17 protein-coding genes are annotated in these 19879 nt (G+C 54.9%); 3 read left to right on the forward strand and 14 right to left on the reverse strand.

The genetic code is table 11. From position 1 onward, the window contains the following. The first annotated feature begins 114 nt into the window (after window positions 1-114). The gene (gene elyC / locus ACE3MN_RS17500; RefSeq protein WP_375364121.1) at window positions 115-894 is read left to right on the forward strand and encodes an envelope biogenesis factor ElyC; all 780 of its coding nucleotides are present in this window, start codon (window positions 115-117) and stop codon (window positions 892-894) included. Here the strand turns inward: elyC and ACE3MN_RS17505 are convergent. From ACE3MN_RS17505 to ACE3MN_RS17570, 14 genes are all read right to left on the reverse strand, one after another. Next, window positions 871-1764: a YcbJ family phosphotransferase gene (locus tag ACE3MN_RS17505; protein ID WP_102650050.1), complete on the reverse strand. Its 894-nt coding sequence runs from the start codon at window positions 1762-1764 to the stop codon at window positions 871-873. The genes elyC and ACE3MN_RS17505 overlap by 24 nt on opposite strands. Window positions 1765-1905: 141 nt before the next feature. Next, window positions 1906-2652: a 3-deoxy-manno-octulosonate cytidylyltransferase gene (gene kdsB / locus ACE3MN_RS17510; RefSeq protein WP_004871641.1), complete on the reverse strand. Its 747-nt coding sequence runs from the start codon at window positions 2650-2652 to the stop codon at window positions 1906-1908. Next, on the reverse strand, window positions 2649-2831 hold the full coding sequence (ycaR, locus tag ACE3MN_RS17515; RefSeq protein ID WP_004130952.1) for a protein YcaR: 183 nt from the start codon (window positions 2829-2831) through the stop codon (window positions 2649-2651). Before ycaR ends, kdsB begins: the two co-directional genes overlap by 4 nt. 52 nt (window positions 2832-2883) lie before the next feature. Continuing rightward, window positions 2884-4113 (reverse strand): winged helix-turn-helix domain-containing protein, encoded by a 1230-nt coding sequence (locus ACE3MN_RS17520; RefSeq protein ID WP_098067001.1) that lies wholly within the window; start codon window positions 4111-4113, stop codon window positions 2884-2886. A gap of 46 nt (window positions 4114-4159) precedes the next feature. After that, window positions 4160-5140 carry a tetraacyldisaccharide 4'-kinase gene (lpxK, locus tag ACE3MN_RS17525; RefSeq protein WP_024360072.1) on the reverse strand — a complete coding sequence of 327 codons (981 nt, stop codon included), beginning with the start codon at window positions 5138-5140 and terminating at the stop codon, window positions 4160-4162. Then, window positions 5137-6885: a lipid A ABC transporter ATP-binding protein/permease MsbA gene (gene msbA / locus ACE3MN_RS17530; protein ID WP_024360073.1), complete on the reverse strand. Its 1749-nt coding sequence runs from the start codon at window positions 6883-6885 to the stop codon at window positions 5137-5139. The genes lpxK and msbA overlap by 4 nt, the downstream gene beginning before the upstream one ends. Window positions 6886-6930: 45 nt before the next feature. Next, window positions 6931-9186 (reverse strand): ComEC family protein, encoded by a 2256-nt coding sequence (locus ACE3MN_RS17535; protein WP_064342407.1) that lies wholly within the window; start codon window positions 9184-9186, stop codon window positions 6931-6933. A 215-nt stretch (window positions 9187-9401) separates the two neighbouring features. Then, window positions 9402-9689 carry an integration host factor subunit beta gene (gene ihfB, locus ACE3MN_RS17540; RefSeq protein WP_004100704.1) on the reverse strand — a complete coding sequence of 96 codons (288 nt, stop codon included), beginning with the start codon at window positions 9687-9689 and terminating at the stop codon, window positions 9402-9404. Between the two features lie 150 nt (window positions 9690-9839). Further along, a complete protein-coding gene (gene rpsA, locus ACE3MN_RS17545) occupies window positions 9840-11513 on the reverse strand; it encodes a 30S ribosomal protein S1 (protein ID WP_004100702.1) in 1674 nt (557 codons plus the stop codon). 137 nt (window positions 11514-11650) lie between these two features. Continuing rightward, entirely contained in the window at window positions 11651-12334 is a 684-nt protein-coding gene (cmk, locus tag ACE3MN_RS17550; protein ID WP_102650051.1) for a (d)CMP kinase, read from the reverse strand. Window positions 12335-12505: 171 nt separating this feature from the next. Beyond that, on the reverse strand, window positions 12506-13273 hold the full coding sequence (locus ACE3MN_RS17555) for a M48 family metallopeptidase (protein ID WP_102650075.1): 768 nt from the start codon (window positions 13271-13273) through the stop codon (window positions 12506-12508). A gap of 147 nt (window positions 13274-13420) precedes the next feature. After that, on the reverse strand, window positions 13421-14704 hold the full coding sequence (gene aroA, locus ACE3MN_RS17560) for a 3-phosphoshikimate 1-carboxyvinyltransferase (protein ID WP_024360077.1): 1284 nt from the start codon (window positions 14702-14704) through the stop codon (window positions 13421-13423). A gap of 72 nt (window positions 14705-14776) precedes the next feature. Beyond that, window positions 14777-15865 (reverse strand): 3-phosphoserine/phosphohydroxythreonine transaminase, encoded by a 1089-nt coding sequence (serC, locus tag ACE3MN_RS17565; RefSeq protein WP_024360078.1) that lies wholly within the window; start codon window positions 15863-15865, stop codon window positions 14777-14779. A 186-nt stretch (window positions 15866-16051) separates the two neighbouring features. Further along, complete coding sequence (locus ACE3MN_RS17570; protein WP_024360079.1) at window positions 16052-16744, reverse strand: DUF421 domain-containing protein; 693 nt, start codon at window positions 16742-16744, stop codon at window positions 16052-16054. A gap of 114 nt (window positions 16745-16858) precedes the next feature. Between ACE3MN_RS17570 and ycaO the strand changes: the two genes are divergently transcribed. Beyond that, window positions 16859-18619 (forward strand): 30S ribosomal protein S12 methylthiotransferase accessory factor YcaO, encoded by a 1761-nt coding sequence (gene ycaO, locus ACE3MN_RS17575; RefSeq protein ID WP_004871670.1) that lies wholly within the window; start codon window positions 16859-16861, stop codon window positions 18617-18619. Between the two features lie 382 nt (window positions 18620-19001). Beyond that, window positions 19002-19859, forward strand: a complete 858-nt coding sequence (focA, locus tag ACE3MN_RS17580; RefSeq protein ID WP_004849465.1) for a formate transporter FocA — start codon at window positions 19002-19004, stop codon at window positions 19857-19859. Window positions 19860-19879: the final 20 nt, after the last annotated feature.

Raw genomic sequence — 19879 nt, forward strand, 5'->3', positions numbered from 1 at the left:
TCCACACGCCAACACAAAGCCGCTATTTTGTCATACCCGCGCGGAGAATGAAGCGATCTGTTGTAAGATCCGGGTATATCTTTAGTTAGATGGTTAAAAAAGGAACCGTACGGCATGCTTTTTACGCTGAAAAAGGTTTTAGGCGGCATGATGCTGCCGCTTCCCCTGCTGCTGTTGCTGATTGCGCTCGGGATCGCACTGCTGTGGTTTAGCCGTTTCCAGCGCACCGGCAAGCTCTGCGTCAGCCTCGGCTGGCTACTGTTACTGCTGTTGAGCCTGCAACCCGTAGCCGATAGCCTGCTAAAGCCGATTGAAGATAAATACCCGACGTGGAGAGATGAAAAGCGCGTGCAGTATGTCGTCGTGCTTGGCGGCGGCTACACCTGGAATCCGAACTGGGCCCCCAGCTCAAATCTCATCAACAACAGCCTGCCGCGGCTGACGGAGGGGATCCGCCTGTGGTATGAAAACCCGGGCTCGAAACTCATTTTTACCGGCGCCGCGGCAAAAACGAATCCAGTCAGCACGGCGGAAGCCGGGGCCAGAGTTGCCGAGAGTCTGGGGATACCGCGCAGCGAAATCATCGTTCTGGATAAACCCAAAGACACCGAAGAAGAAGCCGCTGCGGTGAAGGAGGCGATAGGCGATGCGCCGTTCCTGCTGGTTACCTCCGCCTCGCATCTGCCGCGGGCGATGATTTTCTTTCGCCGCGCCGGGCTAACCCCCCTGCCCGCGCCGGCCAACCAGTTGGCGATTGAGTCACCGCTCAACCCATGGGAGCGAGCAATTCCTTCGCCCGTTTGGCTCATGCATAGCGATCGGGTGGATTACGAAACGCTAGGCCGCATCTGGCAATGGCTGAAAGGATCCTCAGGCGATCCAGGGCAGGATTGATTTAGCCGCCAGATCAAACCGGGTGCGGTCAAAGCGCCCGGTATTCACCAGATTATCCACTTCGTCCCACAGCAGATACAGCCAGCGCCGCCAGAGAAACGCTTCCGCCACCGGCGCCCGCCGGAGATAGTGCCACAGCAGCTCCTCCTCCTGACCGCTATCGGCCAGACGGAATAGCTCATATTCCCGCGGCGCCCAGAGCATCATACCCGGCCCGACCATCGCCAGCAGCTGATCGCTGCGCGGATCTTTAAGCATGCTGCGCAGCGTGAAGCGACCGTGTACCAGCACGCAGTTATCATTGAAATCTTTAAACAAATCCATAAGGCATTCGCGGGTGCGGAACAGAATGCGTTTATCCTGCATCGTCAGGCCGGTATCATGATAAAGATTCAGCGTGCTCCATAGCACCTCCACGCGCTGGCGATACCAGTACGGCCAGAGGTTTTCCTGAGTACTATCGACCATCCCGACGCAGCCGCCGCTGTCCTGGCGGTGCCAGGCCAGCAGCGCTTCAACGATCTGCTCCTGCAGCTGCTCCCAGCGCTCCGGCGTGCGGGCGGGGGCTTCAACCGAGACGCCGCGCAGCCGTTCGATCAGCAGAACATCGGGGCCGGGATGCTCTTCATGCGTCATTACGCCGTAGACAACCGGCATACGCACGGTGCCGCTTCGCGCGAGGGTCGATATTTTCCACGCCAGCTGGCGCGCCACCCCCGGCGTCGTAAAGCTGCGCGCCAGCAGCGGCATTGGGTTTCCCTGTGCATCATATAGCGACCACAGCGCCGACGAGGGTTTCTCGCTGACGCACTCCACGCGGCTTAGTTTTTCACCCAGCAGGTGGCTCAGCTCGGTACGCAACTGTTCCATTTCTGATTACCCCTATGAATACTACCGGTTTCATAATGAGCGCCTGCGCCGGGGTTGTCATCGGGTGAGATCAAAATTGACGTAAAAAAGTATGGAATAACGGCCTGGGGATATCCCCTCCTGGCGGAGGGGACGGAGGGATTAACGCAGCTCCGCGCGAACGCGCTCCAGATCTTCCGGTGTATCGACACCCGTACCGGGAACCACTTCCGCCACCGCGACATGGATTTTCTCGCCGTACCACAGCACGCGCAGCTGCTCGAGCATCTCTATTTGCTCCAGCGGGCTCGGTGCCCAGCTAACATAGCGGCGGATAAATCCGGCGCGATAGCCATAAATCCCAATATGGCGCAGCAGCGAATCGCCAACAGCCTCGCGGGATTTGGCGAAACGATCGCGATCCCACGGAATGGTGGCGCGTGAGAAGTAGAGCGCATAGCCCTCAGCATCCATCACGACCTTCACCGCATTCGGATTAAACGCTTCTTCCGCATCGTGGATTGGCACCGCTAAGGTCGCCATACCGCTCGTGCTTGCCGCCAGATTTTCGGCCACCTGCCGCACGATGGCTGGCGGGATCATCGGCTCGTCGCCCTGAATGTTAACGATGATGGTGTCATCGCTGAAGGCGCATTTTTCGACCACTTCGGCAAGGCGTTCGGTACCAGATTGATGATCTTCACGCGTCATGCAGACTTCGCCACCGGCGGCTTCCACCGCATGGGCCACGTCCGGATGGTCGGTAGCAACGATGATACGCTCGGCACCGGATTCGCGCGCGCGTTCCAGAACGTGGACAATCATCGGCTTGCCGTTGATATCCTGGAGCGGTTTCCCTGGCAGGCGGGTAGAAGCAAAGCGCGCGGGGATGATAACCACGAAACTCATGACTGGCTCTCTTCTACAGGAAGCGGGCGCGCTTCGGTTTCCAGCAGTACGGGAATGCCTTCACGCAGCGGAAAAGCCAGGCGATCAAGTTTGCAGATCAGTTCTTGCTTATCCTGGCTGTAATACAGCTTACCGTTACAAACCGGACAGGCGATAATTTCAAGTAAACGGTGATCCATGATTCCTCCAGATGGACCGAATAGATTCTTCAGCAGCATATCACACGTGGGCTCAGGCGGCGTCAATTTCCCAACCCTGCTGCAGGCCGGCAAAAAGCGCCGGAGGTAGCCGTCCGCAGGTCACTCGCGCGGCACCCTGCCAGAGGGCAAAATCATCAATGGCGCGTTTTAGCCCGCTCTCCAGCCCGGACGTCACCTTTACCCCCTCTTCCAGCCACAGGGCGATAATTTCCAGCACGCCGGTTTTACGGTGCATTTTGCTGTCCATTCTGCCAACCAGTCTCCCCTGGTGCAGCAGCGGTAACACAAAATAGCCGTACTGCCGTTTCGGCGCGGGGGTGTAGCACTCCAGGCGGTAGGTAAAGCTAAACAGCTGTTCCGCTCGTTTGCGATCCCATACGACCGGATCGAAAGGCGAGAGCACGGCGCTGTGGCTGGCGGCGAGCCTGCCGCCGGGAGAGGACTCCAGCAGCGTCAGGGCATCACGGTGAAGCCACATTTCGCCCAGCGTCTCAACGTTAACCGGCACCACCAGCCCCTCATCCTGCCAACTCGCCAGCAGCAGCGGCAGCGGGGGCTGACGCAGACGATAATAATCCGCCAGCCACTGCGCGCGAAAAATCCCCAGGCTACGAGCGCTATTGCGTAACATAATGGCTTCAGCCTGCTCCTGAGAGAGCCCATCTCGCGCATCGTCCCAGTTCGGCATCACCCGATGGGTCAGGTCGTAAACGCGCTGAAAATTACGCCGCTCGATAACCATCACTTCACCGGCGGTAAATAAACCTTCAAGATGGCGTTTATGCGGTTTCCACTCCCACCAGCCGCTGGCGCCTTTGCGCGGATGCTCGAAGTCGGCCGAGCGCACCGGGCCATTTTCAGCAATATGGGCCAGCAGCTCCTGAATGCCTGCGGCGTGCTCGGTCATCCACGCTTTGTGATATTTCCAGCCCATTTTATCCGGCGCCAACATGCGGTGACGCACCAGCGAAAAGTCGCTGCGCGGTAAAAAACAGGCTTCGTGCGCCCAGTACTCCATCAGCTCGCCGGCGCGGAGCGCCTCGTCCAGCCAGCCCTGAGGATAGCGGCCAAGGCGGCTAAAAAGCACCAGGTAAGGACTGCGGGCAACCACGTTGATGGTATCGATTTGCAGCAGGGACATCTGCCTGATGGTCTGTAGAATGTCCTCGGGCCTGGCGCGACGACGGGGCTTTTTCAGCAGCCCCTGCGCGGCGAGGTGGAGATGGCGGGCATCTTTAAGCGAGAGGGACAATACCGGCATGCAGCTACTCCGTTAAGGGTTCAGGCGCAAGCGGTGACGGACAAAATCAGCGTTGCGCCAGCGTAATTAAGTCAGTGAGCAACCGCTGCGCGCGTTCATCAGTCATTATCGCGTCGACCGGGAGATACCACCAGTTTGCCTGCGCAAACTCGCGGCACTTCACCGCGTCTTTTTCGGTCATCAGCAGAGTTTGCCGCGCTGTCGCCAGGGCGGCGACAGCGCTCTGCGTCAATGCCTGATGATCGGCCAGGGCAACGGTTTTGACTGGCTGTACGCCGCAGCTTTCAAGAGTGGCGAAGAAACGCGGAGGGTGGCCGATTCCGGCCATCGCCACCACATTGTCAAACGCCGCGACATCCCGGCGTTCACCGGTCAGCAGATTCACCGCCAGTCCGGGGCGAAGCTGCATCGGAATTTCTCCCGGGCGGGCGAGGCCCCCGTTAACAATAACCGCATCCACGCTGCGTAAACGCGAAGCGCGCTCACGCATAGGCCCGGCGGGCAGCCACCAGCCGTTGCCAAAACGGCGCACGCCGTCAATCACCACAATTTCTTTGTCGCGCGCCAGCTTATAGTGCTGCAGGCCATCATCAGTGACGATAAGCTGAAGATCCTTGGCGGCAAGCAGGGCCTGTACCGCATCGCTGCGTACCGGCGAGACGGCAACCGGCGCGCCGGTACGTTGGTAAATCAGTACCGGCTCATCCCCCGCTTCCCCGGTGCGGGTATCCGGATTAAGCAGCAGCGGATAGCTCGCTGCTTTACCGCCGTAGCCGCGTGAAACGACACCAACGCGAATACCGCGCTGCTGGAGCTGTTCCACCAGCCAGACGACAACCGGCGTTTTACCATTGCCGCCTGCGGTCAGGTTACCCACCACCACGACCGGCACCGGCGCTCGCCAGGCTTTTCGCCAGCCCAGTTTATAGCTAAGCCGTATCAACCCGCTCACCAGGCCATAGAGCCAGGAGAGCGGAAGCAGCAGCCGCCATAAGGGCGACTCACCGGACCAGATACGAGCAATCATGCGCCGAACTGCATCTTATGCAGCTGAGCGTAGACGCCCTTGTGCTCAAGCAGATCGGTATGGCTGCCGCGCTCAACGATCTGACCATCTTCCACCACCACGATCTCATCAGCCTGCTCAATCGTCGACAGACGGTGGGCAATAACCAGCGAAGTGCGGTTTTTCTGCAGTTCGTCCAGCGCGGCCTGAATCGCGCGTTCGGATTCGGTATCCAGCGCCGATGTGGCTTCGTCGAGGATCAGGATCGGGCTGTTACGCAGCAGGGCGCGAGCGATTGCGATACGCTGACGCTGGCCGCCGGAAAGCATCACGCCGTTTTCACCGATAATCGTATCCAGGCCATTGTCCATTTTGTTGATAAAGTCCATGGCATAAGCCATACGCGCCGCCTCTTCAATCTGCTCGCGGCTGTACTCTTCGGTACGCGCATAGGCGATGTTGTTCGCTACGGTATCGTTAAAGAGATGGACGTTTTGCGACACCAGCGCAACCTGATCGCGCAGGGAGCTCAGGGTGTATTCACGCAGGTCGTGGCCGTCCAGCAAGATCTGTCCATCATCAACATCGTAGAAACGCGTAATAAGGCTGGCGATGGTCGACTTACCCGAGCCCGAGCGCCCGACCAGCGCCACGGTTTTCCCTTCCGGAATATTCAGGTCGATATTGCGCAGGGCGGCGACTTCGCGTCCTGGGTATCTGAAGGTGACGTTTTTAAATTCGAGGTTGCCCTTCGCGCGTTCGATAACCCGCGTGCCTTCATCCTTCTCCTGCTCGGAATCAAGAATGGCGAAAAGGGTCTGACAGGCGGCCATCCCGCGCTGGAACTGCGCGTTGACGTTAGTCAGCGATTTCAGCGGGCGCATCAGCGCGATCATCGAGGAGAAAACAACGGTGATGGTCCCGGCCGTCAGCGTCTCCATCACGCTCGGGAAGCTGGCAGCATAGAGCACGAAAGCCAGAGCCAGAGAGGCGATCAGCTGGATAATCGGATCAGAAATTGACGACGCGGAGACCATTTTCATCCCCTGCAGACGCATCTTATTGCTGACTTTATCAAAACGTTTGGTTTCGACGGCCTGGCCGCCAAACATCAGCACTTCTTTGTGCCCTTTCAGCATCTGCTCTGCGCTGGTCGTCACCTGTCCCATGGTGTTCTGCATATTCTTGCTGATATTACGAAAACGCTTCGAGACCACGCGAATAGCAATAGACACGATCGGCGCCAGCACGATCAGAATCACTGACAGTTGCCAGCTGTAGTAGAACATCATAACGAACAGGCCAATAATCGATGCGCCTTCACGCACAACGGTAATCAGCGCGCTGGAGGAAGAGGACGCGACCTGCTCAGAATCATAGGTAATACGCGATAACAGCGTCCCGGTGGACTGTTTGTCAAAGAAGGCAACCGGCATCCCCATCATATGGCTGAATAAACGACGGCGCATCGTCATCACGACTTTGCCGGACACCCAGGAGATACAGTAGCTTGAAACGTAGCTGGTAATGCCGCGCAGAATCATTAACCCGATCACCACCAGCGGCATCCATATCAGCACGGAGCGATCCGTTTTACCAAAACCATCATCCAATAACGGTTTAAGAAGCGATAGCATGAAGGTATCACTAGCCGCGTTAAGCACTAACGCTACCGCTGCAACGATTAGCCCGGGTTTAAACGGCGCTATAATCGGCCAGAGTCGGCGGAAGGTCTGCCACGTGGAGAGATCTTTATCGTTCTGCATTCAATAAACCAGCTTGTGTTGAAATAGCCGCATATTCTACCCGTTCTACGCCTTCCCGCCAAACCACTGATGATACCAACGAGGTAAAACTTGATCCCGTAAGCCATGGATTTGCCAGCCGTCCGGGGAAAAAACGACCGTAATTTGCCCCTGATGCGGCGTATCGAACCATTGATAACGCTGATTCCGGTAGCGCTGAATCACTTTCGCTGATGGCATACGCCAGGCGTTATAGCGAGAAGCGGAAGCAAGCGCCGCCTTGCCGCCAACGCTCCGCAGCAGGGCTATCCCTGACGAGGTATTACTGCCGTGGTGCGGAACCTGGATAAGTGTAGACGCAAGATGCTGCCAGTAGTGGCTAATCATCGCCAGCTCCGCCGGCGTTTCAATATCCCCGGTCAGCAGAATACTGTACTGCCCATCGTCAATTCGCACCACGCAAGAGCGATTATTTCCCGCTTTTGTCGCCCCAGGCAGCGGCCAAAGCGCGCGAAAGGTTAAGCCTCGCCACTGCCAGGTTTCTCCGCGTCGGCACGCTAAATGACCAGCCCAGCCCAGCGGGCTGCGCACCGCTGTCTGCGGCCATGCTTTTAACACTGAGTTGAGCCCACCGCGGTGATCGAGATGCTCGTGGCTGAGAACGATCCCCTCCAGCTGCAAATGGTGCCAGCGTAGCCACGGGATAATAATCTGCTGGCCGCTGTCGCCATCAGGCCAGGCAAGCCCGGTGTCATAGAGAAACGCCGCGCCCTGACGTTCAATGACCACCGCCAGCCCCTGCCCTACGTCCAGCATAGTGGCTCGCCATTCGTCAACTGAGGCGCTTCGCCAGAACGGCCTGCTCAGCAGCACGAGGCAGGTCAAGCAAAATGCGGGCGCCGTCCGCCAGGCGTGAAAGCGCCAGACGATCAGCGCCAGCCACGGCACTATGCTTATCCCAAGCCAGCGAGCGTCAAGCCCCAGCCAGCCGGACGGCAGCTGGCGTAATAACCAGAATAAGATAGCCAGGATCCTGTCCGCTGATTGCCAGACCGCCATCTCAATGATAGACGGCGCGCAGAGGTGTAAAAACATGGCTGCCAGGATCAACGGGACGACGACAAAGGTCACCAGAGGCACGGCGATAAAGTTGGCGACCACGGACGTTAAGCTTATACCGTGAAACAGAGCGATCTGTAGAGGAGCGAGCAGGAACATCAATCCGATCTGCAGGTGGCATAACGCAAGGCTTTGACGCAGTAGCCAGTTCTTTTTGCCGGCCGGCATCGGCGCCAGTTGATACCAGAAAATAAGCGCCGCTACGGCGAACGCTGATAGCCACAGGCTTTCGGATAACATTGCCAGCGGATCGGCAAACAGTATTGCGCCAATGCAGCAGACCCATAGCTGCCATGGCGACCAGCGTTTTCCGGATAGCCTCAGCGCGCCCCCCGCCGCCAGCGCGACGCAGGTGCGCAGCGCCGGCGGCTGCATGCCGGTTAGCCCAGCGTAAAATATCGCGCTCGCCAGGCCCATAAGCAGCGGCGCCCGCCAGCCAAGCCAGCGGCACGGGAGAAAGAATTGCGCGCCCCTGAGCAGCAACCAGCCCAGAGAAGCCCCCAGCGCGATATGTAAGCCAGAAATCGCCATCAGGTGCGATATGCCGGTTTCCTGCATCAGGGATTTTATCTCGCGAGGTATCGCCAGACGCTCCCCCATGCCTAACCCTAGCATCACCGATTGCCACGGCAACGCGGCCAGCGTGTGATTCAGCGAAGCCAGATAACGCGCTCGCAAACTGCAGTTTCGCTCCCGGATTTCAGCCGTGATAAAGCGCCCGGTTAACGGACGATGCTGCGCTAATGCATAGCGTTGGCTATCGAAACCGCCATCGTTGAGCTGACCGTGGACTGGACGCGCCCGCAGCGTCATGGCCCAAACCTGGCCTGCGCAGGGCGTTTCTGGCAGATAGTTGCCGTAGAGGCTAATCCCCGGAGCAGGAAACAGCCGACGCCCATCCAGACGAATAATTTTGCCCTGATGCGTTGTCTGCCCGTCCGTTGCGGTCAGCTCAACTTCAACCCGCTGATTCCTGTCCGTTAACCTCTCTGTCGGCCATAGCGTCTGGCGAGCGCTGAGCACTCCCCAGACAAAAAACAGCGTTATCAATGCCGCGTATTGCGCAGGTCTGCGCCGACATTGCGCAATGAGTAGCGCCAGGACCATTAACCCCCAGGTAACCCACCGCCCGGGCAGAACGGGCAACCAGAGTAGCGGCAGGATACCGATAATCACGCAGCCCGCAAGTTGTGGTAAACGCATGAGCACCTCCCTGTCAGAGGGAGTGTTACGCTAAACAGGCAGGCTGTCTCTGAGGACGGAGAGAAACTGCATCGCGCTATCCAGAGAATTTACTTTTCTGGTGCAACAGAACCTGCGTTTTGCGAGGTAGCTTCAAAGAGAGATTAAAAGTCATAAAAAAAGCACCCGAGGGTGCTTTTTTAACGTTTAAGTATGTTGTCGCCGATCGGCGAAACTTACTCTTCGTAAATATTGGCGCGGTCGCGTAATTCTTTGCCCGGCTTAAAGTGCGGAACGTATTTACCTTCCAGTTCAACTTTATCGCCAGTTTTTGGGTTACGCCCGGTGCGGGGTGCTCGATAATGCAGAGAGAAGCTGCCGAAACCGCGGATTTCAATGCGCTCGCCTTGAGCAAGCGTTGAGGCCATATGCTCCAGCATTTCTTTAACAGCATCTTCCACTGCTTTCGCAGGAATGTGAGATTGCTGGCTGGCAAGTCTTTCTATCAATTCTGACTTGGTCATTATTCCTCCGGTTTCCTTCAAGGCAAAATTAGCTAACAGCTTAAACAAGGGCGGCCGTAGCCGCCCTTTGTGCTTGATTACAGGACGAATCCCGCAATCTGTCAAGTAAACTCGTCGTAATTCAGGTTGTTGTAACCCGAAAGACTAAGATTACTCGCCTTTAGCTGCTTTGAAAGCTTCAGCCATTGCGTTGTTAGAGAAGTTTGCATCTTCCTGTTTGTTAACAGTTGCGATTGCATCTTTCTCGTCAGCTTCGTCTTTCGCACGAACAGACAGGCTGATTGCGCGGTTTTTACGATCAACGCCGGTGAATTTAGCTTCAACGTCGTCGCCAACGCTCAGAACCAGAGTTGCATCTTCAACGCGGTCACGGGAAGCTTCAGAAGCGCGCAGGTAACCTTCAACGCCGTCAGCCAGCTCTACGGTTGCGCCTTTAGCGTCAACTGCAGTCACTTTACCGTTTACGATTGCGCCTTTCTTGTTCAGTGCAACCCAGTTGTTGAACGGATCTTCTGCGAGCTGTTTAACGCCCAGAGAGATACGCTCACGCTCTGCGTCAACCTGCAGAACAACTGCTGCGATTTCGTCGCCTTTTTTGTATTCACGAACTGCTTCTTCGCCTGCAACGTTCCAGGAGATGTCAGACAGGTGAACCAGGCCGTCGATGCCGCCGTCCAGGCCGATGAAGATACCGAAGTCAGTGATAGACTTGATTTTACCTTCAACACGGTCACCCTTGTTGTGGGTTTCCGCGAACTGCTGCCATGGGTTGTTTTTGCACTGCTTCAGGCCCAGGGAGATACGACGACGTTCTTCGTCGATATCCAGAACCATAACTTCCACTACATCGCCAACGTTAACAACTTTGGACGGGTGGATGTTTTTGTTGGTCCAGTCCATTTCGGAAACGTGAACCAGGCCTTCAACGCCTTCTTCGATTTCAACGAAGCAGCCGTAGTCGGTCAGGTTGGTCACGCGACCGGTCAGTTTGGTACCTTCCGGATAACGTTTAGCGATAGCTACCCACGGATCTTCGCCCAGCTGTTTCAGGCCCAGAGATACACGAGTACGTTCGCGGTCGAACTTCAGCACTTTAACAGTGATTTCGTCGCCAACGTTTACGATTTCGCTCGGATGCTTAACGCGTTTCCATGCCATATCGGTAATGTGCAGCAGGCCGTCAACGCCGCCCAGATCAACGAATGCACCGTAGTCAGTGAGGTTCTTAACGATACCTTTAACTTCCATGCCTTCCTGCAGGTTTTCCAGCAGCTGATCGCGCTCTGCGCTGTTTTCGGATTCGATAACGGCACGACGAGAAACAACAACGTTGTTACGTTTCTGGTCCAGCTTGATGACTTTGAATTCAAGCTCTTTGCCTTCCAGGTGCAGCGTGTCGCGCACCGGACGAACGTCTACCAGGGAGCCCGGCAGGAACGCACGAATACCATTCAGCTCAACAGTGAAGCCACCTTTAACTTTGCCGTTGATAATACCGACTACAGTTTCAGCGTCTTCGTAAGCTTTTTCCAGCGTGATCCAAGCTTCGTGACGTTTAGCTTTCTCACGGGACAGCAGGGTTTCACCGAAGCCGTCTTCTACTGCATCCAGAGCAACGTCAACTTCGTCACCAACCTGGATTTCCAGCTCGCCCTGGGCGTTTTTGAACTGCTCTGCCGGAATGGCAGACTCAGATTTCAGACCGGCGTCAACCAGTACTACGTCTTTGTCGATAGCAACAACAACACCACGAACGATGGAACCCGGACGGGTTTCGATTGTTTTTAAGGATTCTTCAAATAGTTGAGCAAAAGATTCAGTCATGTTTAATCTTCAGGTTTCATATTTAACGTCCACCTGGCTCCATGCCGGATGGGGTTGTTTAACATACCCGCTAACACTCCATTGCTGCGGGGGTACTGCTAAAATTCGGAGGCTCTTGTGCTTTTTCGATAAGACGATTAAGCGGAAGCCAGTTTTTCGCGCGCATATTGTAACGCTTTTTCAATCACTTGCTCAATCTTTAGTTCTGTTGAATCAAGAACTAAGGCATCGGCAGCCGGGATCAGCGGCGCGACTGTACGATTGCGATCGCGATCGTCGCGCTCTTTTATCTCGGATAAAAGGCGATCAAAGTTAACACTAAAGCCCTTTTCCTGCAACTGGAGCATGCGGCGATGAGCACGCTCTTCCGCGGAAGCGTCAAGGAAAATTTTCACCGGCGCATCAGGGAATACGACGGTGCCCATATCGCGTCCGTCGGCGATCAGGCCCGGCAATTCGCGAAAGGCTCGCTGGCGGCGGAGCAATGCTTCACGCACGCGAGGAAAAGCAGCCACTTTAGATGCCGTGTTGGCAACATCCTGAGTGCGAATTTCAGCGCTAACATCCTCCCCCTCCAGAACCACTTCCAGGCTACCGTCAGTAGAGACAAAACGCACATCCAGGTGCGCAGCCAGCGGCACCAGCGCCTCTTCGGATTCAACATCCACATGATGATGTAGGGCCGCGAGAGCAAGCACGCGATAAATCGCCCCAGAATCGAGCAGATGCCAGCCCAGCGTTTCTGCCATTGCCTTGCATAAGGTGCCTTTGCCCGCACCGCCAGGCCCATCAATGGTGATTACCGGAACTGTTGCCGTCATCTTTTTCTCCTTCAGCAGGGCGCATCAATATATAAACGCCGCGCATTATACGCATCTCTACGACAGAAAGTGAGCATTGCTTGTAAATTACGGATAACAGGAAATCTCCTGCGGAAGAATTGTGCAATTATAGCGGGCTGTCAGAGCAACAGCCCGGAAGATGATGTCGTTTTACTGTTTATCTGCGGCGATACGGTCGCGAATATGCTGCGCGCGTTCTGTTGAAGGTGGGTGTGAATCGAACAGAGATTTGCTACGCCCGGCGTCAAGACTGGCCAGTTTTTCGAAGCTTCCCACCAAGCCTTGGGTGCTGATTTTGCGCTTCTTCAGCAAATCGTAAGAGAAATCATCGGCGTCCGACTCCTGCGAACGAGAGAAGGCTGAGTTGATCATCCCCTCGCCAATGTCGCCCAACTGGGATTTTGACAGACTTGCAGCCGCTCCGCCGGTTGCCGAAATGGCATCACGCGCGGCGACGGTTGCATACGCGGTTTGCATCGCTTTACGCGAGTGGCCCAGCGCGACGTGACCCAGTTCATGGCCCAGTACAGCTTCAACTTCATTATCGGTCATCATGTCCATCAGGCCGCTATAGACGCGCACGCAGCCGTTGGCCATTGCCCAGGCATTGACATCTGACGTCATATAAACCTTATAGTTTACCGGGGTACCGTTGATGTTATTTCCAAGCGCTTTGGCAATTTTATTCAGACGTTTGGTGTACTTACTTGAAGCGCCGGCCTGTTTATTTTCGCTATCCATTTGCTTACAAGCATCGTCGGAAAGCGCTTTGACTTCAGCGTCAGAAAGCGTTGCCGCTTTGTAGGCCGTCATCCCTGAACTTACGAGGGCGTTGGTGTCCATCCCCTGCATATTTTTACAACCTGCCAACAACGTGGCGGAAACCACTAAAGCCAGCATTACTTTTGTATTTCTCATATCAATCATCCATTGATTTTCATATTAAATGCTTATAAATCCTGCATTTACAAGCAGTCAAGGCTAGCATTTAGTTTCCCGCCCGACAAGCAGACATAAAAAAACGCCGACACGATGGTCGGCGTTTTTACCTTAAACTCACGTCATTCAGGCCGGCGTACTAATTCGCGCCAGCTGCTCGAAGTAGTCCGGGAACGTTTTCGCCGTACATTTCGGGTCAAGGATGGTGACCGGCGTATCGGAAAGTGCCACCAGCGAGAAGCACATTGCCATACGGTGGTCGTTCCAGGTGCCGATCTCAGCAAACTGAAGCTTCGCAGGTGGAGTAATGCGGATGTAATCCTCCCCCTCTTCAACCTCTGCTCCCACTTTACGCAGCTCCGTGGCCATAGCAAACAGACGGTCGGTCTCTTTGACCCGCCAGTTATAGATGTTGCGCAGAGTCGTGGTGCCTTTCGCAAACAGGGCTGCCGTGGCGATCGTCATCGCCGCGTCCGGAATATGATTCATATCCATATCGATGGCGTTCAGTTCACCATGGGTGCAGGCAATAAAGTCATCGCCCCAGGTAACGGTTGCGCCCATTTTTTCCAGCACATCGGCAAAACGGATATCACCCTGTACGCTGTTGCGGCCAATACCGGTGACCTTCACCGTACCGCCTTTGATCGCGCCAGCGGCGAGGAAGTAGGATGCCGAGGAGGCATCGCCTTCCACCAGATAGTCGCCCGGCGCGAGGTAGTGTTGATTGCCGCGCACGATAAAGCGCTGATAAGACTGGTTTTCAACCTCAACTCCAAAGGTTTTCATCAGGTGCAGCGTGATATCGATATAAGGTTTGGAAACCAGATCGCCTTTAATCACGATCGCGGTATCCTGCGGCGCCAGCGGAGCCGCCATCAGCAGCGCGGTCAGAAACTGGCTGGAAACGCTGCCGTCCACTTCAACCTGGCCGCCGCTGAAACCGCCGCGCAGGCGCAGCGGCGGGTAGTTTTCCTGCTCCAGGTAATCAATCTGCGCTCCGCCCTGACGCAGCGCGTCAACCAGGTGGCCAATCGGCCGCTCTTTCATTCGCGGTTCGCCGGTCAGCACAATATCGTTACGGCCTAAACATAACGCAGCCGCCAGCGGACGCATCGCCGTTCCAGCATTACCGAGGAACAGTTCTAGTGCTTCAGCCGCCTGCAGAGGGCCGCCGTTGCCGGTGACTTCACAGCGAGTACGATCGGAAGACAGGGTATAATGAACTCCCAGCGCGCTCAGGGCATTCAGCATGTGGCGTACATCGTCGCTATCCAGCAGGTTGGTCAGCACCGTAGTGCCCCGGGCCAAAGCCGCCAGCAGCAAGGCACGGTTAGAAACACTCTTGGACCCGGGCAGGTTAATCGTGCCATCTACGCGTGCGATGGGTTGTAACGTCAGGGATTCCATTAAACTCAACTCTCAAACAAACAGAATAAAAACCCCGCAGAGCGGCTACGGGGATGAAAAACACGACAGCGATTAACCGTGACGGCGTTCGAAGTCCTGCATAAAGTCGGTCAGCGCCTTCACGCCCGCCAGCGGCATGGCGTTATAGATGGAAGCACGCATGCCGCCCACGACGCGGTGGCCCTTCAGCGCATGCAGACCGGCGGCAAAGGACTCTTCGAGGAACAGTTTATCAAGCGCGCTGTCCGCCAGCTGGAACGGCACGTTCATGCGCGAGCGGTTCGCCGCAGCGACATCGTTGCGATAGAAAGCGCTGTTATCGATGGTGCTATAGAGCAGGTCGGCTTTCTGCTGGTTGATTTTATCCATAGCGGCAACCCCGCCCTGCTCTTTCAGCCATTTAAACACCAGACCTGACAGGTACCAGGCAAATGTCGGCGGCGTGTTAAACATGGAGTCATTGGCGGACAGAATGGAGTAATCCAGAATCGATGGGCAGGCTACACTGGCTTTACCCAGCAGATCTTCGCGCACAATAATCAGCGTCAGACCAGCAGGGCCGATGTTTTTCTGCGCGCCGGCGTAGATCACGCCATAGCGGCTAACGTCAATTTCACGGGATAAAATCGTCGATGACAAATCCGCCGTGACGACCACATCGTCGCCAAAGTTTGGCGCTTCTTCAATGGCAATACCGTCAATGGTTTCGTTCGGACAGTAGTGCAGGTAGGCAGCGCCCGGAGTCAGCTGCCATTCGCTCATCGGTTTAACCGCGCGCAGGCCGTCAACGGTAATTTTGGCGTCGATCACGTTCGGCGTGCAGTATTTATGCGCTTCTTTTACCGCGCTGGCCGCCCAGTAGCCGGCATCGACGTAGTCGGCAACGGTTTTATCGCCAAGCAGGTTCAGCGGGATACCGGCAAACTGTCCGCGACCGCCGCCGTGGCAGAATAAAACTTTATAATTGGAAGGAATATTGAGCAGGGAGCGAAAATCCTGTTCCGCCTCTTCAGCCACCTTAATGAACTCTTTGCCACGGTGGCTGATTTCCATCACCGACGTTCCCAAACCGTTCCAGTCGCACAGTTCCTTTTGCGCCAGTTTGAGTACTTCCGCCGGCAGCATTGCCGGGCCTGAACTGAAGTTATAGACCTGAGCCATTTCCCCTCACCACTTGCTATGTTATTTACCCGCGAACCGTCGCGGGCATAAGTTATTCCTGTGGCTATCGGTTTTATCATTCAGTGACACGCACCGCAATGGCTAAAACTGAGCGTCGGGGAAATGCGGCCTCGCTCACACAAAAGAATCTGCCAGCTTGACGTCATAAAACCGACATAATTGCTGTCAAGTGACTCTTTTTGCCCGGCTGACCTTCGACCATTCTGCATTTGCGCAGCGAGGGCATAATTGTTTATCCCCGGCGCGTAGCGTAAGGATTGCGCTACAGCGAACGCAGGCATAATGGTCGTCCCGGGGAATAGTGGTAAAACGATCGGTAAAGCGGGAAGGAAGAATGGAGAGTCCGGCTTTAACATCTTCATCCTCGTAGAAATAGAGGCTGATCTGGCCGTTGGTTTCCAGAATAGCCAGCCGCACCTGTCCCAGTTGTTCAACCCCGCTGATTCTCAGCTCCATAAAAAATTCAAATTCGGTCATGTTTTCCGCCTGCAGTTTCTCCCATGCCAGCTCGCCGTTTTCCACAACAATAATCGGCTTGCCTTCCAGCAGATCCTCAAGTTTTTCGCTATGCCCCATCAGCCACATAATCAATCGATACAGCAGCGCCAGCGTAATAAAAACCGCCAGTACCGGCAGCATAGGGACGTCATCGTAAAATGCGACGTCGCCCGCGGCCGAACCGAGAGTCAAAATGATGAGCACTTCGAACAGAGACATCTGACGAACGCCCCGCCGCCCGGTTATCTTGAGAAAAATAAATACCAGTACGAAGGTGTAGAGGCTCCGTAATGCCACCTCGGCCAGAAATTCCACGGGCACTTTATCCAGTGCCATACGATGCCAGTCAAATGTCTTCATGTTTTACGCCTGAACAGTTATTGAGTGACATAAGCATAGCCAGACGATGGAGATAGCACCCGTCATCTAAAACCCGTATCATTGCGCGCTTTACGTACGATAAAAGTGACCGCCATGACTCAAACATTTATACCCGGCAAAGATGCCGCCCTGGAAGATTCCATCGCTCGCTTCCAGCAGAAGTTGCTCGACCTCGGATTTGATATTGAAGAGGCCTCATGGCTCAACCCGGTACCGCACGTCTGGTCAGTGCATATCCGCGATAAAGAGTGCGCCCTGTGCTTCACCAACGGCAAAGGCGCCACCAAAAAAGCCGCGCTGGCCTCCGCGCTCGGAGAGTACTTTGAGCGCCTCTCGACTAACTATTTCTTTGCCGATTTCTGGCTGGGCGAGACCATCGCGAATGGCCCTTTCGTCCATTACCCTAATGAAAAATGGTTCCCGTTAACCGACGATGACGACGTGCCGGAAGGCCTGCTGGATGCCCGCCTGCGCGCGTTCTACGATCCTGACGAGCAGTTAACCGCCAGCATGCTGGTGGATCTGCAGTCTGGTAATGACGAGCGCGGCGTCTGTGGCCTGCCGTTCACCCGTCAGTCTGATGGTGAAACGATCTATATTCCGATGAATATCGTCGGCAACCTGTACGTTTCTAACGGGATGTCCGCGGGCAACACCCGCAACGAAGCCCGCGTTCAGGGGCTTTCGGAAGTGTTTGAACGCCATATTAAGAACCGCATTATCGCCGAGAGCATCAGCCTGCCGGAGATCCCTGCGGAGGTGATGGCGCGGTATCCGGGCGTAGTAGAATCGATCAATAAGCTGGAGGCCGAAGGCTTCCCGATTTTCGCATATGATGGTTCGCTCGGCGGCAAATATCCGGTTATCTGCGTCGTACTGTTTAACCCGGCTAACGGCACCTGTTTCGCCTCTTTCGGCGCACATCCCGATTTCGGCGTGGCGCTGGAACGTACCGTTACCGAACTGCTACAGGGCCGCAGCCTGAAAGATCTCGACGTTTTCACGCCGCCAACCTTCGATGATGAAGAAGTCGCCGAACATGCGAACCTTGAAACGCACTTTATCGACTCCAGCGGCCTGATCTCCTGGGATATGTTTAAGCAGGATGCCGACTATCCGTTCGTGGACTGGAGCTTCTCCGGGACCACGGATGAAGAGTTCGCCACTCTGATGGCTATCTTTAAACAAGAAGATAAAGAAGTTTACATCGCCGATTACGAACACCTGAGCGTCTACGCCTGCCGAATCATTGTCCCGGGCATGTCTGATATCTATCCGGCGGAAGACCTTTGGCTGGCGAATAACAGCATGGGCGCGCCTCTGCGGGAAACGATTCTTTCCCTGCCGGAAAGCGAGTGGGAAAAAGAAGATTATCTGGCGCTTATCGAACAAATGGACGATGAAGGCCTCGATGATTTCACCCGCGTGCGCGAACTGCTGGGTCTGGCGACCGGCAAAGACAACGGCTGGTATACCCTGCGCATTGGCGAGCTGAAAGCAATGCTGGCGCTGGCGGGCGGCGATCTCGAGCAGGCGTTGATCTGGACCGAGTGGACGATGGAGTTCAACGCCTCCATCTTTAGCGCCGAGCGCGCCAATTACTACCGCTGCCTGCAAACCCTGCTGCTACTGAGCCAGGAAGAAGAGCGTCAGCCGCTGCAGTATCTGAACGCTTTTGTGCGCATGTACGGCGCCGATGCCGTAGAAGCTGCCAGCGCCGCGCTCAGCGGAGAAGCACCGTTTTATGGGCTGCAGGCCGTTGACAGCGATTTGATGGCTTTCCCGGCTCATCAGTCGTTATTGAAGGCCTATGAAAAGCTACAGCGCGCGAAAGCCGCATTTTGGGCTAAATAAAGCGTTTCTTCCGTTAAAATGACGATAACAGGGGGTCGACTGCGACCCCTTTTTCCTGTTTTGCACTATTTCCGCCGATGTTGTAGCTATAAAGTTAATTAGTGGTGAGAAATAATAAAATACTGCCGCAAATATTGTTAATTTTAATAAAAATACCCCATTTTAATTAACCGAAAAACGGGGGCAAAATGAAAATAATCAACATTATTTGTAAATTTTAAAATTTATTTTTTTATTAAAAAACAAAAAGTTAACTAAAAAAATAAGCAAACCCACACACTAAAAAGGCCTATAGTTCCGGTAGGATATGATCTACATCAAATTCCCTTCTATAATGCTTTGTTAGTATCTCACCGCCAACTTACATAAAGAGAGAGTTAGTGTGAAAGCTGACAACCCTTTTGATCTTTTACTCCCTGCTGCCATGGCGAAAGTCGCCGAAGAAGCGGGCGTCTATAAAGCGACAAAACATCCGATAAAGACGTTTTATCTGGCTATCACCGCAGGTGTCTTCATCTCTATCGCTTTTGTTTTCTATATTACCGCGACAACCGGCACGGCCGGGATGCCATTCGGGGTTGCCAAACTGATTGGGGGCATCTGCTTCTCACTGGGTTTGATTCTCTGCGTTATTTGCGGTGCCGACTTGTTTACCTCAACCGTTCTTATCGTTGTCGCGAAAGCCAGCGGAAGAATCACATGGGGTCAACTGGCGAAAAACTGGCTCAACGTCTATGTTGGTAACCTGATTGGTTGCTTACTGTTTGTATTGCTGATGTGGCTTTCAGGCGAATATATGACTGCCAACGGTCAATGGGGACTTAACGTTCTGCAAACCGCCGACCACAAAATGCACCATACTTTTGTTGAAGCCGTGTGCCTGGGTATCCTGGCAAACCTGATGGTCTGCCTTGCGGTATGGATGAGTTACTCCGGCCGTAGCCTGATGGATAAAGCCATGATTATGGTTTTACCGGTGGCAATGTTTGTTGCCAGCGGGTTTGAGCATAGTATCGCGAACATGTTTATGATCCCGCTGGGTATCGTTATCCGCGACTTTGCAAGCCCGGAATTCTGGACCGCAGTTGGTTCAACTCCGGAGAGTTTCTCTCACCTGACCGTCATGAACTTCATCACTGATAACCTGATTCCGGTAACTATCGGGAACATCATCGGCGGTGGTCTGCTGGTTGGGTTGACATACTGGGTCATTTACCTGCGTGGCGACGACCATCACTAAGGGTTGTTTCAGGCAGTAAA

It is taken from the genome of Klebsiella grimontii, from assembly GCF_042137965.1.
GTDB lineage: Bacteria > Pseudomonadota > Gammaproteobacteria > Enterobacterales > Enterobacteriaceae > Klebsiella > Klebsiella grimontii.

What these genes read in the sequence shown, in the direction of transcription:
- elyC (WP_375364121.1), top strand. Translation starts at nt 115, where the DNA reads ATGCTTTTTACGCTGAAAAAGGTTTTAGGCGGCATGATGCTGCCGCTT.
- ACE3MN_RS17505 (WP_102650050.1), bottom strand. Translation starts at nt 1,764, where the DNA reads ATGGAACAGTTGCGTACCGAGCTGAGCCACCTGCTGGGTGAAAAACTA.
- kdsB (WP_004871641.1), bottom strand. Translation starts at nt 2,652, where the DNA reads ATGAGTTTCGTGGTTATCATCCCCGCGCGCTTTGCTTCTACCCGCCTG.
- ycaR (WP_004130952.1), bottom strand. Translation starts at nt 2,831, where the DNA reads ATGGATCACCGTTTACTTGAAATTATCGCCTGTCCGGTTTGTAACGGT.
- ACE3MN_RS17520 (WP_098067001.1), bottom strand. Translation starts at nt 4,113, where the DNA reads ATGCCGGTATTGTCCCTCTCGCTTAAAGATGCCCGCCATCTCCACCTC.
- lpxK (WP_024360072.1), bottom strand. Translation starts at nt 5,140, where the DNA reads ATGATTGCTCGTATCTGGTCCGGTGAGTCGCCCTTATGGCGGCTGCTG.
- msbA (WP_024360073.1), bottom strand. Translation starts at nt 6,885, where the DNA reads ATGCAGAACGATAAAGATCTCTCCACGTGGCAGACCTTCCGCCGACTC.
- ACE3MN_RS17535 (WP_064342407.1), bottom strand. Translation starts at nt 9,186, where the DNA reads ATGCGTTTACCACAACTTGCGGGCTGCGTGATTATCGGTATCCTGCCG.
- ihfB (WP_004100704.1), bottom strand. Translation starts at nt 9,689, where the DNA reads ATGACCAAGTCAGAATTGATAGAAAGACTTGCCAGCCAGCAATCTCAC.
- rpsA (WP_004100702.1), bottom strand. Translation starts at nt 11,513, where the DNA reads ATGACTGAATCTTTTGCTCAACTATTTGAAGAATCCTTAAAAACAATC.
- cmk (WP_102650051.1), bottom strand. Translation starts at nt 12,334, where the DNA reads ATGACGGCAACAGTTCCGGTAATCACCATTGATGGGCCTGGCGGTGCG.
- ACE3MN_RS17555 (WP_102650075.1), bottom strand. Translation starts at nt 13,273, where the DNA reads ATGAGAAATACAAAAGTAATGCTGGCTTTAGTGGTTTCCGCCACGTTG.
- aroA (WP_024360077.1), bottom strand. Translation starts at nt 14,704, where the DNA reads ATGGAATCCCTGACGTTACAACCCATCGCACGCGTAGATGGCACGATT.
- serC (WP_024360078.1), bottom strand. Translation starts at nt 15,865, where the DNA reads ATGGCTCAGGTCTATAACTTCAGTTCAGGCCCGGCAATGCTGCCGGCG.
- ACE3MN_RS17570 (WP_024360079.1), bottom strand. Translation starts at nt 16,744, where the DNA reads ATGAAGACATTTGACTGGCATCGTATGGCACTGGATAAAGTGCCCGTG.
- ycaO (WP_004871670.1), top strand. Translation starts at nt 16,859, where the DNA reads ATGACTCAAACATTTATACCCGGCAAAGATGCCGCCCTGGAAGATTCC.